At 64.8% G+C, this 15,468-nt stretch carries 14 protein-coding genes; 6 read left to right on the top strand and 8 right to left on the bottom strand.

The window, feature by feature from the left end; translation table 11 throughout:
* The first annotated feature begins 11 nt into the window (after positions 1-11).
* From V8V93_RS01515 to hydF, 5 genes are all read left to right on the top strand, one after another.
* Entirely contained in the window at positions 12-344 is a 333-nt protein-coding gene (locus V8V93_RS01515) for an iron hydrogenase small subunit (RefSeq protein ID WP_338668604.1), read from the top strand.
* 387 nt (positions 345-731) lie between these two features.
* A complete protein-coding gene (locus V8V93_RS01510; RefSeq protein WP_338668603.1) occupies positions 732-974 on the top strand; it encodes a TM1266 family iron-only hydrogenase system putative regulator in 243 nt (80 codons plus the stop codon).
* A 134-nt stretch (positions 975-1,108) separates the two neighbouring features.
* Positions 1,109-2,548 (top strand): aspartate ammonia-lyase, encoded by a 1,440-nt coding sequence (locus tag V8V93_RS01505; RefSeq protein WP_338668602.1) that lies wholly within the window; start codon positions 1,109-1,111, stop codon positions 2,546-2,548.
* Positions 2,545-3,432 (top strand): radical SAM protein, encoded by an 888-nt coding sequence (locus V8V93_RS01500; RefSeq protein ID WP_338668601.1) that lies wholly within the window; start codon positions 2,545-2,547, stop codon positions 3,430-3,432. The genes V8V93_RS01505 and V8V93_RS01500 overlap by 4 nt, the downstream gene beginning before the upstream one ends.
* Positions 3,422-4,618: a [FeFe] hydrogenase H-cluster maturation GTPase HydF gene (gene hydF, locus V8V93_RS01495; RefSeq protein ID WP_338668600.1), complete on the top strand. Its 1,197-nt coding sequence runs from the start codon at positions 3,422-3,424 to the stop codon at positions 4,616-4,618. Before V8V93_RS01500 ends, hydF begins: the two co-directional genes overlap by 11 nt.
* 440 nt (positions 4,619-5,058) lie before the next feature.
* On the opposite strand, the gene hypE is transcribed toward hydF, so the two are convergent.
* From hypE to V8V93_RS01455, 8 genes are all read right to left on the bottom strand, one after another.
* Positions 5,059-6,063, bottom strand: coding sequence for a hydrogenase expression/formation protein HypE (gene hypE, locus V8V93_RS01490; RefSeq protein WP_338668599.1), 1,005 nt, complete (start codon positions 6,061-6,063; stop codon positions 5,059-5,061).
* 137 nt (positions 6,064-6,200) lie between these two features.
* Positions 6,201-7,295, bottom strand: a complete 1,095-nt coding sequence (gene hypD / locus V8V93_RS01485; RefSeq protein ID WP_338668598.1) for a hydrogenase formation protein HypD — start codon at positions 7,293-7,295, stop codon at positions 6,201-6,203.
* Between the two features lie 3 nt (positions 7,296-7,298).
* Complete coding sequence (locus tag V8V93_RS01480) at positions 7,299-7,547, bottom strand: HypC/HybG/HupF family hydrogenase formation chaperone (protein WP_338668597.1); 249 nt, start codon at positions 7,545-7,547, stop codon at positions 7,299-7,301.
* A gap of 16 nt (positions 7,548-7,563) precedes the next feature.
* Positions 7,564-8,769 carry a nitrogenase component 1 gene (locus tag V8V93_RS01475; protein ID WP_338668596.1) on the bottom strand — a complete coding sequence of 402 codons (1,206 nt, stop codon included), beginning with the start codon at positions 8,767-8,769 and terminating at the stop codon, positions 7,564-7,566.
* Between the two features lie 9 nt (positions 8,770-8,778).
* Positions 8,779-10,077, bottom strand: a complete 1,299-nt coding sequence (locus V8V93_RS01470) for a nitrogenase component 1 (RefSeq protein ID WP_338668595.1) — start codon at positions 10,075-10,077, stop codon at positions 8,779-8,781.
* Between the two features lie 13 nt (positions 10,078-10,090).
* A complete protein-coding gene (locus V8V93_RS01465) occupies positions 10,091-10,858 on the bottom strand; it encodes a nitrogen fixation protein NifH (protein ID WP_338668594.1) in 768 nt (255 codons plus the stop codon).
* Positions 10,855-11,865, bottom strand: a complete 1,011-nt coding sequence (gene hydE, locus V8V93_RS01460; protein WP_338668593.1) for a [FeFe] hydrogenase H-cluster radical SAM maturase HydE — start codon at positions 11,863-11,865, stop codon at positions 10,855-10,857. The genes V8V93_RS01465 and hydE overlap by 4 nt, the downstream gene beginning before the upstream one ends.
* A gap of 26 nt (positions 11,866-11,891) precedes the next feature.
* Positions 11,892-13,478, bottom strand: a complete 1,587-nt coding sequence (locus V8V93_RS01455; RefSeq protein WP_338668592.1) for a nickel-dependent hydrogenase large subunit — start codon at positions 13,476-13,478, stop codon at positions 11,892-11,894.
* Positions 13,479-14,482: 1,004 nt separating this feature from the next.
* Here V8V93_RS01455 and V8V93_RS01450 point away from each other — a divergent pair.
* Positions 14,483-15,442 carry an integrase domain-containing protein gene (locus V8V93_RS01450; RefSeq protein WP_338668591.1) on the top strand — a complete coding sequence of 320 codons (960 nt, stop codon included), beginning with the start codon at positions 14,483-14,485 and terminating at the stop codon, positions 15,440-15,442.
* Positions 15,443-15,468: the final 26 nt, after the last annotated feature.

Genomic DNA, 15,468 nt, shown 5'->3' with positions numbered 1-15,468 from the left:
GGAATGAAACCATGAAACTGAACAGACGCGGATTCATCAAGGTCTGCGGCATGATGGCCGGCTACACGGTCCTCGGCCTGAACATGACCAGGGAGGCGGTCGCCGCCACCATGGACTTCGTCGGCCTGCGCCAGAAGTCCGTCTACGACGCCGACGCCCACATCTACAAGGTCAGGAAGTCCCAGGACAACCCCATGATCAAGAAGCTCTACAACCATGAGGACGGCTTCCTGCATGAAGGTCCCTGCGGCCATATGTCCCACCACCTGCTGCACACCCACTATGTGGACCGCAGCGCCCGGGTGGCTGCGCTCAAGGCCAAGGGCTACAAGTTCAACATCTAAACTCCGACGGCTTCGACCTGCGGCAAGGATGCTTCTGATCCAAGGGCCGAACGCGTCACCCCCTCTCCCATACCCTGTTGCTTCCGTTCCCTTTCGCAGCCTCTGTGTGGGCCTTTCGTAATACTTTTTTTAAAAAGTTATGCGTTTCATATAATTTTTTCTTGATTAGTAATATTGTATTCCGTAACACTGATCGCCAGAACACCTCCAACCGGAGACCATCCGCCTGCGGGAAGGGCTTGCCTGACCCAAGGGGGGAGCCGCCCGGCCCCGCCCGACATCGCAGTCGGCAAAGCGGCCGGAAGCTCCGTCCCCTCTCCGGCAGAGAGCCCGGGAGTGCTAAACCGGGCTCTTCTCTTGAGGTATTACGACTTGAAGGAGCAAGGGATGCAGAAACGGCTGGGCATCATCGGCATCATCATCAAGGACCGCAACAGGACCGCCGGCGCGGTCAACAACATCTTGAGCGACCACGGGGAAATGATCGTGGGTCGGATGGGATTGCCGTTCCGGGAGCGGGGCGTGAGCATCATCGACCTGATTATCGAGGCCAGCACCGACGAAGTCGGGGCGCTGACCGGCAAGCTCGGCATGCTCGACGGCGTGCAGGTCAAATCGTTGCTGGTCTGATGAACGGAACTCCCGCGCCGCACGGATGTCGGCGCGGGCCTTTTTTCTCCCGTCCGCAAACACCCCGGAGCGTTCCGGTGCGGAAGACCGGGAGAACGCAAGCCAGGCACTTGTAACCTTAGCCAAGGCGAACCATGCGGGACCGGAAGCCTCAAGAAAACCGAATCGAGCAGGACGGAATAGGCGAACTCGCCCTGCCCGCGGAGGCCTACTGGGGCATCCACACCTTGCGGGCCGTGCGCAATTTCCCCTTTTCCGGATATCGGTTGCACCCGGCATTCATCCGTTCGTTCGCCCAAGTCAAACAGGCTTGCGCCAAGACCAACGCGCTCCTCGGGTATCTTCCCGAGGAGCGCGGACGGGCGATCATGGACGCCTGCGCCGAAATGGCGGCGGGTGAGCTGGCCGACCAGATCGTCGTCGACGCCTTCCAGGGCGGGGCGGGCACCTCCACCAACATGAATTTCAACGAGGTCATCGCCGGACGGGCCGCCGAACTGCTCGGCGGCGACCGGGGCGACCGCGCCCTGGTCGCCCCCCTGCGCGACGTCAACATGCACCAGTCCACCAACGACGTGTACCCCACGGCCCTGAAGGTGGCGGCGCTGACCCTGCTCATCGAGCTGGAGCAAGCCGTCGGCCGGTTCCAGGAGTCCATGCAGGAGCGCGAGGCGGCCTTCCGCAACGTGGTCAAAGTGGCCCGGACCGAACTGACCGACGCGGTGCCCATGACCCTAGGCATGACCTTCGGAGCCTTTGCCGACGCCGTGGCTCGGGACCGCTGGCGCATCTTCAAGTGCCGGGAGCGGCTGAAACGGGTCAATCTCGGCGGCACGGCCATCGGCACGGGGCTGGGCGCGCCGCGCGACTACATCCTCTCCGCGGCCGGGCATCTGGCGGCCATCACGGGCCTGCCCGTATCCAGGGCGGAGAACCTTGTGGACGCGACCCAGAACATGGACGTCTTCGTCGAGGTGTCGGGCATGCTCAAGGCCTGCGCCGCCACCCTGTTGAAGATCGCCTCGGACCTGCGGCTGTTGTCCAGCGGGCCGGACGCAGGGTTCGGGGAAATCCGCCTGCCGCCGCTCCAGGCCGGGTCCTCGATCATGGCGGGCAAGATCAACCCGGTCATGCCAGAGGCCGTCACCCAGGCCGCCATCCGGGTCATGGCCAACGACCAGGCCGTGACCATGGCCGCCGCCCTAGGCCAGTTGGAGCTCAACCACCTGCTGCCGCTCATCACCCATTCCCTGCTCGAAACCCTGACCCTGCTGACCGCCGCCTGCAACGGCTTGGCCGAGCACTGCGTACCGGGCATCCGGGCGTGCGAGGAGCGCTGCCGGGAACACGTGGAGCAGAGCTCGGCGCTGGCCACGGTTTTGGTGCCGTTTCTGGGCTACGACCCGGTCGGCGAACTGGTGGCCGAGGCGCGCAAGGCGGGCAGGACCGTCTCCGAGCAGGCGGTCCGCGTCGGCGTGGCCGACCCGGAAACGCTGAAGCGGCTTCTTTCCCCCCGTCAACTCTGCAAGCTGGGATTCACCCCGGAAGAATTCGAGGAACTGAACACGCCATGAACCCGACCGATCTGCTCTATTATTTGAACCGTTCCGACGACTCGGGACTGTATGCGCAAGCCGACGCCGTGCGTCGGCAGTCCCTTGGCGCGGCGCGCCCCGTCCACGCCGTGATCCGAATCTCCAACGTCTGCGACAGGGCGTGCCGCCACTGCGACTTGCGCAGCGCCAACGGACGGCTCCGGCGTTACCGGTTGCCCCCCTCCCAGGTGCTGGGCATGGCCGCCCAAGCCGCGAGGGACGGAGCCGATGCGGTCATTCTCCGGTCCGGCATCGACCGTAGGTACGACGCGCCGCTTGTCGGCGAACTCGTCCGGGAGCTCAAATCCCGGCACGGCCTGGCGGTCACGCTGTCCCTCGGTCAACGCGGATTCGACGAATATGTCCACTGGAAGGAATGCGGGGCCGACCGCTGCCAGGTCAACCTGGAGACCTCGGAGCCGTTCGCCTTCAAGCGGCTCGACCAGGGGACGGATTTCACCGCCAAGCTGCGCCTGCTGGAAGGGCTGCGTGAACTCGGCTACGAGATCGGGACCGGCGTGGTGGCCGGACTGCCCGGCACCACCCCCATGGACAGCCTGCGCGATCTCCTTTTTCTGGCCGAGCTGCGGCCGGCCATGGTCGAGATCGAGCCTTTCGTGCCCCGATCCGGCACGCCCATGGACGGCATGACCCCCGGGTCCGTGGATACGGCCATGCGCATGGCCGCCCTGCTGCGCATCATGCTCCCCGAGGCCTGCATCCCGGCCATGGAGTCCCTGGACGAACTGCGTCCGGGCAGCGGTCGGCTCGCCCTGGAACGGGGCTGCGACGCGATCCAGCCCGCCATGCCTATCCCGCCACAGGCCGAGGGACTCGCCCGGGAGAGCCGCCATGTCGGGTAAGGCTCCGCGCGGCGTCCGGCTGGTCATCGCCCTGGTGGGGCGGCGCAATGCGGGCAAGTCGTCCCTGATCAACGCCCTCACCGGACAAGACATCGCCATCGTCTCGGACATGCCGGGCACCACCACGGACCCGGTGGCCAAGTCCTACGAGCTCCTGCCCCTGGGCCCGGTGACCTTCTACGACACCGCCGGACTGGACGACCAGGGCGAACTGGGCGAGCTGCGCGTCAAGGCCACGCGCAAGATCCTCTACCGCAGCGACGTGGCCGTGGTCGTGCTCGGCGAGGACGGGCTCACCGGCTACGAGCAGGCCCTCATCGAGACCATCCGCGAACTGGACATCCCCTACATCGTGGCCTGGAACAAGGCGGACCTGCGCGAACCCGGCGCAAACCCGATCCCGGCGGATCCGGCCGCGCCCGTGCTCGAGGTTTCGGCCACGGACGGTCGCAACGTGGACCGCCTCAAGCAGGCGATCATCGACGCGGCCCCGCCCGAGTACCGCCAGGAACGGCTTATCGTGGGCGACCTTATCGACGAGGGCGACTGCGTGCTCTGCGTGGTGCCCATCGATCTGGCCGCACCCAAGGGGCGGCTGATCCTGCCCCAGGTCCAGGTACTGCGCGAAATCCTGGACTGCGACGCCATGGGCACCATCGTCAAGGAGCGGGAGATCCAGGCGGCCCTGGATGGTTTCAACCGCAAACCCGCCCTGGTCGTCAGCGACTCCCAGGTGATCATGAGCGTGGCCGGGGACGTGCCGGACGACATCCCCCTGACCACCTTCTCCACCCTGTTCGCCCGCTACAAGGGCGACCTGAACCGGCTGGTGCAGGGCGCTGCGGCCATCGACCGGCTCAAGGACGGCGACCGCGTGCTCATCGGCGAGGCGTGTTCGCACCACGACGTGGCCGACGACATCGGCCGGGTCAAGATTCCCCGCTGGATGTCCCAGTACACCGGCCGCGACCTGCACTTCGAGGTCTATTCCGGCCACGATTTTCCCGAAGACCTGGAAAAATTCAGCCTTGTGGTCCACTGCGGCGCGTGCATGCTGAACCGCACCGAAATGCTCCGCCGCATGGCCGAATGCGCCCGCCGCGATGTGTCCATCACCAACTATGGGGTGGCCATCTCCAAGGTCCAGGGGGTGCTGGACCGGATCATCGCTCCCTTCTTTCGATAGGGCCCGCCGCCAAATCACTCTTGTTACAATTTATAAATCGTATACTTCAAGCAGATACGAATTATAAAATATTATGGATGAATATGGTATGAAACATGCGATGCAATAAAGGCCACCGGCGTCACTGCTGCGGACCGCAGCCCCAAGGGCGGCAAGTCCAATCCGCTCTTCTTCATCTCCCGCGTCAAGATGTCCTGGAAACTGGCGCAGATGCCCCTGAATGAAAAGCTGGCCTACATCAAGGTCCTGCGGGAATTCCACGGACCCGCCTCACTGGCCACGGCCATCGGGAACGGCGGGGCCGATCCCTACGCCGCCATCCGGTAGACGACATCACCGGGGCAATTCAAACGAAAGGGGGGCCTGCGCAAGCAGGGCCCCCCTTTCGTTTGAATGCCTCCGGACTCCCCCTTCCAAACTTTTTATTGGTATCCGTGGCGCTAGCAGATGCGCGGGAGTTGTTCGCCTTCAAGCATGCCCAGCAGGCGTTTGCCGCCGAGCTGGGTGACGAGGACGACCTTGCCGGGGTTGGCGTCGGTCATGGTGCCGATGCGGCAGGCGTCTTGGCCCAGCGGGTCGGCGCGCATGATTTCGAGGGCCTTGTCCGCGTATTCGCCGGGCAGGATGCAGATGAACTTGCCCTCGTTGGCCAGGTAGAGCGGGTCGAGGCCGAGGATGGAGCAGCCGCCCTTGACCTCGGGCCGGACCGGGATGCTGGTCTCGGTCAGTTCACAGCAGACGTTCGAGCTCTTGGTGATCTCGTTCAGGGTGGTGGCCAGGCCGCCGCGCGTGGGGTCGCGCAGGACGTGGACCTCGGGCAGTTCGCGGACGAGCTTGACCAGAAGGTGGTTCAGGGCGGCCGAGTCGGACTGGACCTTGGCCTCGAAGTCCAGCCCCTCGCGGGTGCCGAGCACGGTCAGGCCGTGGTCGCCCATGGTCCCGGAGACCAGGACCGCGTCGCCAACCCTGGCCGCGTCGCCGCTCGGCGTCGGGTCGGCGATGATCTCGCCGATGCCGGTGGTGTTGATGAAAATCTTGTCGCAGGCGCCCTTGGGCACGACCTTGGTGTCGCCGGTGACGACCTTGACCCCGGCGTGCCGCGCGGCCTCGCCCATGGACTGGACGATGCGCTCCAGGTCGGCCATGGGCAGCCCTTCCTCGATGATGTAGCCGCAGGTGATGTAGCGCGGCACCGCGCCCATCATGGCCACGTCGTTGACCGTACCGTGCACGGCCAGGGAGCCGATGTCGCCGCCGGGAAAGAAGATCGGGTCCACGGTGAACGAGTCGGTGGACATGGCGATCCTGCCGGACAGGTTCAGGACCGCCGCGTCGTTGAGGCGGTCGAGTTCGTCGTTGCCGAGGTATTTGAGAAAGAGGTCGGAAATGAGGCGCTGGGAAGCGCGGCCGCCGCTGCCGTAGTCGAGTAACACTTTATCAGACATGATATCACCCTTTCAGGCTGTTCAAAAAGGGACGAGTGCAAGGCGCAGGAAAAGTTCAAGGCCGCCGCGCACAAAACGGACGCAAGGATTTGAACTTTTCGCAGCAACGCAGCAATCGCGCATTTTTCAACAGCCTGCTAATCCAATTTGTATTTGTAGTAGGCGGCACAGGAGCCTTCGGTGGAGACCATGCACGGGCCGACCGGGTTGGCCGGGGTGCAGGCCTTGCCGAACAGCGGGCACTGGTCCGGCTGCTTGACACCCTTGAGGATGTCGCCGCACTTGCAGCCGGGCAGGGCCGGGCTCTCCTTGATCTCGATGCCGAACTGCTTCTTGGCGTCGAAGGACTCCCACTCGGGCCGAATTTCCAGCCCGGAGCCGGGGATCAGGCCCAGGCCGCGCCACAGGGCGTCGCAGGGCTCGAAGACCTCGTACATGATCTCGAGCGCCTTGGGGTTGCCATGCTCGCCGACGATGCGCGTGTAGTTGTTGGCCACGTGGGCCTCGCCCTTGTTTCGCCACTCGATCATCTGGTTCAGGGACTGGAGGATGTCCAGGGGCTCGAACCCGGTGACCACGGCGGACTTGGCGTAGTTCTCGGCGATGAATTCGTACGGCTCCACGCCGATGATGGCCGACACGTGGCCGGGCAGGATAAAGCCGTCGATGTTGATGGCCTCGTCCGACAGCAGCGCGTCGAGCGCGGTGGGCACGGTCTTGTGGAAACAGAGGATGCGCAGGTTGTCGATGCCCTGCTCGCGGGCCATCTTCATGGTCGCGGCAATGGTCGGGGCCGTGGTCTCGAAGCCCACGCCGATGAAGACCACCAGGTCGCCGGGGTTCTCCTTGGCCAGCTTAAGGGTGTCGAAGGGCGAATAGACCACCTTGACCCGCGCCCCGTCGGCCACGGCCTTCTTCAGGTTGCGGCCCTTGTCGCCGGGAACGCGCATGAGATCGCCGAAGGTGGCCAGGATGACGTTTTCGTGCCCCGCCAGGTCCAGAAAGGCGTTGACCTCGGACTCGTGGGTCACGCAGACCGGACAGCCAGGCCCGGAGAGATGGACGATCTTTTCCGGCAGGAGGGAGCGCAGCCCGCTCTGGAAGATGGCCACGGTATGGGTGCCGCAGACCTCCATGAAGCGCAGCTCCCGGTCCAGTTCGGATTCCATCTTGTCGAGGATTTTCCGGCACAGGGCCGGATCACGGAACTTTTCCAGTAATTCAAAGCTCATAGTTTATTCCTCGGTACCCGTACCCAGGGGACAGCCCACGGCTTCATTGAGCGCGCGCAGGCTTTCCTCGGCCTCCTCCCGGTCCAGGACGCGCAAGGCGAACCCGGCGTGGATGATCAGGAATTCGCCCACCTCGGGCGCGGCGGGCAGAAGCATCAGGGACGCCTTGACCGTGGTCTGCCCCCGGTCCACGCGGCAGACGGCCACGTCGGCGTCAATGGAGAGCACTTCGGCGGGAACGGCGAGACACATGGTTTCCTCCTTGGGTTCAGTCGTCCAGTAGATGTGAGGCAAGGTAGTCGTACCCCGGCTCGCCGATGTATTCGTAGTCCAGGTCCCAGTGGATGCGGGCGCTCATGGCCACGTGCGGCAGGTCCACAAACACGGCCGGACCATTGGTCAAGGCTCGGTAGCAGGGGTCGGCCACGATCAGATCCACTGAGGGGTCGTTCATCAGGGCGGCGATCTCGGCCTCGCCGTCCGTGTCCCGGTCGTGGGGCCCGCGTTCGGCCAGCAGGCCGCCTCGGCCCGACGACTCGCAAAAGAGCGCCTGGCTCGGGGCCACGCAGACCACGTCCACGCGCGGGATGCCGAAGTCGTGGACCAGGCAGTGCTTCAGGCCGTAGCTCATGACCGGCTCGCCGATGACCAGGGCGTGTCGTTGCGGGGCGGCCTGGTCCGGCCTGTCCGGCGCGGGCGGCTCCTCGCCGCGCAGCATGGCCAGGAAGGCGTTGCAGCCCGCCAGCCCGACTGGCATGCCGACCACGAACGGGATGCCGTGGTCCGTATACATGCGCTTGGCCAGGGCCAGGCCGCTGGTGGAGATGACGGCGTTGACCCCCGCGCCCGCCGCGTTGCGCACGCCTTCCAGGGGATCGCTCAATCCGAGCACGGGCCCGGCGAAGGTACTCATCAGCCAGAAGCCCTCCTCGCGGAGGATGTCGAATAGCGGGCCGAGGTGCGCTTCCTTGCCGGTGGACAGGTGGATGGCCCCGAGCACGTTGACGCCGTTGCCGATGCCGGGTGCGTCCGGGTCCATGAACTTGTCGGCCAGGGCTAGGAAGGCCTTGGACGCCCCCTCGGGATAGGGCTCGGACCCGGCCGTGGGGACCATGAAGACCGGCAGGCCGGTGCGCGATTCGATGGTTCGGGCGAACCCCTTGAGGTCCGTGCCGATGATTTCGGAGATGGGCGTGCCGGCCAGGGCCACGAAGCGGCGGTTCAACCCCTCGGCGGTCTTGACGATGTTGTCGATGAACTTGTCGTCGTTGCCCAGGATGACGTCCATTTCCAGCAGGCCCGCGCCGACCACCGTGGCCGGGCCCCGGTACCAGCGCGGCTCGTCCTCGATGTTGATGTGCCAGGCCCCGCCCGCCGGGCCGTAGACCACAACGAGCCCCTCGAAATCGTACAGGGCCGAGCTGACACCGAAGTAGCCCGTGGCCAGGGGGAGAAGGTGATGATATTCTTTCATGACAATTCCTTAGATGAGAAAGTCGTGGGCGTAGATCCAGTCGTAGTTGGCCACAGGGTGCTCCATGGCCTCTCGGGTCTGGTCCAGCATCCACAGGGTGGCTTCGAAGCCGTACTTTTGTTCCTGGTAACGGGACAGGGGCACGTTGGCCGCGTGGGCGCAAAACATGCCCGCGTCCACCCCGTAGGCCACCTCCACGTGGTCGAAGGGCTCGGTCCGGCCGTACAGGGCCGGATGGGAGACGTTGTACACCTGGATGTCCGGCTTGGCCGCGCGCAGTTGTTCGATGAGCTTCCACTCATAGGGTTTGATGGTCCCGCGCGCGAACAGGGTCTCCACGTTCACGCCCTGGTCCACCAGGAACAGGGCCAGCTCGAAGGGGCTGCCGTTGATGCTGCACCCCACGGCCACGTTCTTTCCGCGCAGGGCGTCGAGCATGGGCCGGGCCGCCTCGCGGGCGTCTGCCTCGATCTTGTCGACGGCAAGGGTGCGGCCCACGGCCTCGCCGATGAGCCCGTACTGCTCCCGGATGGTCGAAAAGCCGTAGGCGGTGGGCGCAAAGCAGGTCGGAATGTCCATCTCGCCCTGCAGCTTGCCGCTCAATCCATTGGCCAGGGGATGCATGACCACCGAGGCCCGGGCGTGGGCCATGCCCGCGAAGGTCTCAAGGTCCGGGCAGAGGGGGATCTGGAGCACGTCGTCCAGCTCGGCGTCGGCCAGGACCCGGTAGAATTCGCCGGAAGCGGACAGGGGCATGAAGGTGCCCAGCAGGTTGATCCGGTCGTCCTTGGGTTCGCGCTTCTCGTGCTTGAGGAACTCGAAGAACGAGGTGTAGGCCGAGGTGAAGGGCGACTCCTTGAGGCCGATGGTGATGGGGGCCATGGCCCCGAGGATGATCCGCCTGCCGGTGGACGCCTCCAGCCGGTTGATGACCCCGGTGAAGTCCGTGCCCAGGATGTAGTCCGGACAGCCCACGATGAGGAAGGCGACCTTTTCGTCGCGCCGGGCCAGGATGTCGGCCATGCCTTGCTCCACCAGGGGCAGGTGGTTGCCCATGGTCATGTCCAGTTCCTCGATGCAGAGCATGTGGAACCGCTCGGTGAAGCCGCGCGCGTGGGCCATGAAGGCCGAGTGGCGCAGGCAGGCCGAAGGCCCGGCCATGATGGCCACGGACTCGGGCAGGAGCAGGCAGGTCTCGATGACCCCCCAGCCAGCCAGGTTGGGCCCCACGCCTTCCAGGGGGGCGAAGGGGAAATCCGCTTTTTCCCGCAGGTCCTCGATGCGGACGCGGGCGTGATCCAGATCCATGTTTTCCTCCCGGTTAGGCTGCATTCCGTTTTTCGGCGAAATTGACGATGGTTCGGGCCAGGTCGAAGAACCGTGCGGAGGTCGGCAGGGTCCGGTCGCCCTCCACGATGGTCCTGCCCTCTTCCTCGAACTTGTGGATGACCGTGTCGCGCGGAATCACGCCGATGACCTCGGTGTCCATCTTGCGGGCGAACTCCTCCACCCGCTCGACCTCGTCGGCCATGTCGCGGCAGTTGAGGATCAGGCCGCCCAGCTCGGCGTAGTTGCGGTCTGCGAAGTTGCGCAGGGCCAAAATGATGTTCTGGGCGGCCAGCAGGGCCATCTTCTCGCCCGAGGTGACGATGCAGACCTTGTCCGCGAACCCCTCGCGCATGGGCACGGCAATGCCGCCGCAGACGATGTCGGCCAGGATGTCGTACAGGACCACGTCCGGCTGGAAGCGCTCGTAGGCCCCCATCTCGTCGAGCAGTTCGAAGGCCGTGAGCATGCCCCGGCCGAAACAGCCCACGCCCGGCGTGGGACCGCCCACCTCCATGCAGGCCACGCCGCCGAAGCCGCGTCGCACGATGGCTTCCAGGGTCTCGGGCCTGCCCTGTTCCTGAAGGTATTGCAGGATGGGAGGCGGAGGGGTGCCGCCGAGCAGGTTGATGGTGGAGTCCGTCTTGGGGTCGCAGCCCACCTGCATGACATTGTATCCTTCAAGGCCCAGGGCTGCGGAAATCCCGGAAGTCACCGTGGACTTGCCGATGCCGCCCTTGCCGTAGATCGCTACCTTGATCAATTTGTTCCTCCTTGCAGTTTGAATGAATGTCCCTTGCTCCCGCCGATGGTTCGCCCGGCCCGGCCGACCACGCTCCGGGCCTCGTCCACCGAGACGTAGCGCTTGCGTGTGGTGATCTGAAACTCGTACTCGACCTTGTCCTCCCGGCTCTTCAGGAAGGGGTTGCAGTTGGGCATGATGACGTTGGCTCCGCCCTGGGTCAGGGCCCGGTACTGCCCGTTGTCCGGGTCCAGGGTGGCCACGGTGTTGGCCGCGGCCATGTGCGTGTTGCCGGTGACGATCCGGGTCAGGGCGAAGACGCGCAGCATCAGTTCGATGTCGCCCGCGGGATCGTCCTTGAGCGGGGTCTGGGCGTGGGGGATGAACGGGCCGATGTTGATCATGTCCGGCTGGAAGGCCTGGAAGAAGAGGATGTCCTCGCTCAGGTCCTCCAGGGTCTGGCCCGGCAGGCCCACGATGTTGCCCACGCCCACCTGGAAGCCTAGTTCGCGCAGCAGGTCGATGAGCCGCAGCCGGTCGTCGAGCTTCAGCCCGGGGCGCATGCGCGCATAGAGGGCCGGGTTCATGGTCTCGTGCTTCATGAGATAGCGCTCGGCCCCGGCGTCCCGGAAGGCGATCAGGTCCTCGCGGGAACGTAGCCCGAGGCTCAGGGTCACGGCCACGTCCGCCTTGTCCAGAATGCGCTCAATGACGGAGCAGAGCATGGGCCTGGTGAAGAACGGGTCCTCGCCCGATTGCAGGACTACGGTGTGCAGGCCCGCCTCGGCCACGGCCAGGGCCGTGTCCACGATCTCGTCCTCGGTCATGCGGAACCGCTTGCACTGGCCGTTGTCCCGGAACAGACCGCAATAGAGGTCGTTGCAGCGGCAATAATTGGAAAAATGGACCACGCCGCGCAACTGCACCTCGCTGCCCACCTGTTCCCGGCGCACCTGGTCGGCCTGTCGGAACAGGGCCTCCTGGCAGAGATCGTCCCGAAGGGCGTCCAGTATCGTCTCTCGATTCATTTTCCGTTTCCTTTGTGCATGGGGTATCAGGCCGTGGTCAGACTGATCCGGCCGGTATCGCGGTCCTCGACGACCACGTGGCAGGCGTTGCAGGGGTCCAACTGGTGCAGGGTGCGCAGGATTTCCACGGGGCGGTCCGGGTCGGCCACCGGCGTGCCCAGGAGGGCGCGCTCAAGCGGGCCGCGCTCGCCCATGGTGTCGCGCGGGGAGAAGTTCCACAGGGACGGGATCAGGTAGTCGTGATTGAGTATCCGGCCATTGCCCCAGCGGACGGTGTGCGTCAGGGCGCCGCGCGGCACCTCCACCCGGCCCACGCCGACGCCGGATCGGGGCAGGGCGAAATCCACGGAGCGGGGAGCCCCCCCGAGCAGGGTCCGTTCCAGCTCGTCCAGCACCCCCGGCAGGGAGCGCATCAGGGCGGCGGACTCCGCGCCCCGCGCCAGGATCCGGCCCAGGGTGGAGTTCATGGCCGCCATGGTCAGGCCGCAGCCGCCGAGCAGGTCCGAGAGCGTCCGGTCCAGGTCGCGGTCGCCGACGAGCATGCCGCCCATGACCCGGGCCAGCGGGCCCACTTCGCAGGCGGTCTCCCCGTGCCTCGGCGCGGGCAGCCAGAAGTAGACGCCCCCGCCCCAACGGAACAACGGCTCGCCTCGATCCGCGAACAGCCGGTAGCGATGCCGGTCCGCGCCCTGCCAGTCCGGCTCGCGCTCCTCGCGGATGGCGGCGGCGTCCGGTTGGGCGTGCGCCCAGGCGGCCTCGCCGTCCATGGGATCGACAAGGACCGCGCCGGTCACGTCGTCCCAGGTCAGCAGGGTCTCGCCCGCGCCCAGGCCGCTCCAAGAACCGTAGACGCGGGCCAGCCGAGTCAGGTCGGCGGGAAAGACGGTGCGGAGGAATCCACGGCATTCGTCAAGGATGGCGCGCAACCGGTCCAGGCTTTCCGCGCCCAAATCCAGGTCCTCGGGCAACCCGCCGATGCGGTAGGCCTTGAACCCCTTGGGGCCGCAGTCCAGCAGCGCCAGGGCCGCCTGGAGCGATCTGCCGACCCGCACGGCGTCCAGGGCGTGTCCGTAGAGCAGCAGATGCAGTTCGTCGGTTCCCCGATACGCATCGTCATGCCGCGCGTCGGATTCCCCGTCCCCCCGCGCTTCGGCCAGCCCGCGCAGCCGCTCCTTGAGCGCACGGAAATAGGTCGCGTCCTCGCCGGGCAGGGCGGCCAAGGCCGCGGTTCGGGCCGGGTCGGCGCGCAAGGCCCTGTCCAGGCTCGCCCAGTCGGGCAGATGAAATTGATAAAAATGGAGCAGATGCTCCTGCATACATCGCAGGGACTGGACCAGCCTGCGCACCAGGCCCGCACCGTGCGGCACGGTTACGCCCGCCAGATCCTCCACGGCCCGGATGGCGGCCAGGGCATGGCCATCGTTGCACAGGCAGTGGGCCTGGTGGACGAAGCCGGGGCGTCCCTTGGCGTCCAGTTCGCCCTTGAGCAGCACGTCCATGTTCCGGACCATGCGGCCCGTGCTCCAAGCCTCATCCACAACGCCGTCCGCCAGTCGGACGCGGGCGACGAAGGCGTTGGCCGGACAGGAAACTTCCGTCTGCGTCCGCGCCATTGCCTCGGCATCGAAAACGGCTCTTTGAACAGCCGGAGAATGTGTCATTGTGCCTCCTCGGTGTCCCGAGGAAGGGGGGGAGCGGCGACGCATGCACGGGGAAGGCGACACGTCGAGACACGCTCGCCCTAAGGTCAGAACCCCCTTCCCGCAGGATGCGTTCACAACCGAAGTTGTGGAGGCGTCACGATATATGCAGATGTAACACGAGTCAACATCTTGTGTTACGTTTTGCTACTAAATTTAAATTCGTAATACAAGCAGCGCGTTCCGCCACGGAAAGGTGCCCGGATTCGAATGGGCGCGACTGGCGGCCTGTTCAGGGAATGGATATCCCTTGAGCCGGAGTCGAATCCGCCATCTCTTTCGCCGTCGCCTGCGGTAATCACGACGCAAGTAAAGCCGTCGGGGCAGGGCCGGACCGCGAAGCGGCCGCCCGAAGGGCTTGGCCTTGCCGTGGCGGCTGCTTGCGTCACGCTCGCGGGGAAATCGGCGGGAGGTGAAGAATTCGTGCCGCCGGAGCTTGCGCGAAGGTTTCGTGGCGTCATATGGTAGGGCATATCCACCGGATAAATTAGTTATCAGAAGGAGGTAAAACGCGATCAGGCGCGTTCATAAGTTTTGACGACAGTCTAAACTGATGAACGCTTAAATCGGCACCAACGTGCCGTAACACCTAACACTTCGCTGCCGTTCATTTCCAAACGGCACGCTTTCACATCCAAACACCAGGCTGGAACACAGCACCCCCGCCGGACAAACGACAGGTATCTAGAAATCTGCCGTTGTCGAAATTCCCCCACGGCCACCGCTTTATGCGCAGGACGAACGAGCCTGCGTGGTGGCACCCCTTATTGAATGGATTCTCAGGATTTTTCCTTCTGTGGGAAACAGACATTGATTTGTCCTGTGTCGGTTGTTGTGTGGCGCGTTCGCGCCATAGGCGGACCCGTGGGGTCGCTTTGTCCCGGGGCGCTGCCCCGAACTTCAGGAAGGAGAATCCCATGACAAAATCCATCAGTCTGGTACTAGGCGCGAACAGGGCAACCTTGTCCGGCCCGCGCTCGAAACAACACAGAATCCGGCAGAACGCCAAAGCCTTCGCAGGTCGTTTGCGCGAAGCCGGATTTGGGGTCCGCAAATGGACCAACATTTCCAACAAGCATTTTGCGGCGGTTGCGCGGCAAATGAAAGACCACGGCGTGGGTGACGGGCGTATCGCTGAAATCTTTTCGGCAGCCCGTCACCTGTGCGAAACATACGGCAACACCCGCATCAGCCCGACCAACGACGTGTTCGGCGTGAAGCGCGGGACCATTGCCAACGCCAACAGCAAGGCGGTTGCCCCTGAATTCGTCTTGGGGGCAATCGCCAAACTGGAAGCTGAATCCTCATATGAGCACGGTCCCCGGTGTGCCGCTCAGATCCGGCTTCAGTACGAACTGGGGCTCCGGCGCGAAGAATCGGCGAAAGTCGATCTGATCAACGATTGGGACAAGGAAGGCCGCACCCTTAACATCCAGTATGGCCCGAAGGGTGGTCGCCCCCGGACGTTGCACAATCTGTCCGATCGGCAGCAGGACGCTCTTAAGCGAGCTCTGCCATACGTCAGTCAATCCGACAGGCCGGGGATTCATAATCTCATGCCGAGCGGGATGGGCGACAAATGGCAGGAAAAGCTGTCCTATGCGGCCAGGCTTTGCGGCTTCACCAAGAAGGAAAGCGGGTGGACGCTGCACAGCAATCGTCATGAGCGGTTTCACCACATGTATGTCGAGCACACGGGCTTTCAGCCGCCCAACCAGCACGATTCCGTGGAAGCCTTCCAAAAGGCCGCGCGGGATACGGCTGGGGACGAATGGCCCCGACTCGACGCCGAAGCCCGTGACGACATCGAAGTCACTGCAGGCCATTCCCCTGGCCGCCGGGACGTGTCTAATGCCTATCTTGGCAGTTCCCGTTAGAAGAAGCCCCGCCATTTCCGGCGGGG

It is taken from the genome of Pseudodesulfovibrio sp. 5S69 (assembly GCF_037094465.1).
GTDB lineage: Bacteria > Desulfobacterota > Desulfovibrionia > Desulfovibrionales > Desulfovibrionaceae > Pseudodesulfovibrio > Pseudodesulfovibrio methanolicus.
This window is presented reverse-complemented; position numbering and strand designations above follow the sequence as displayed.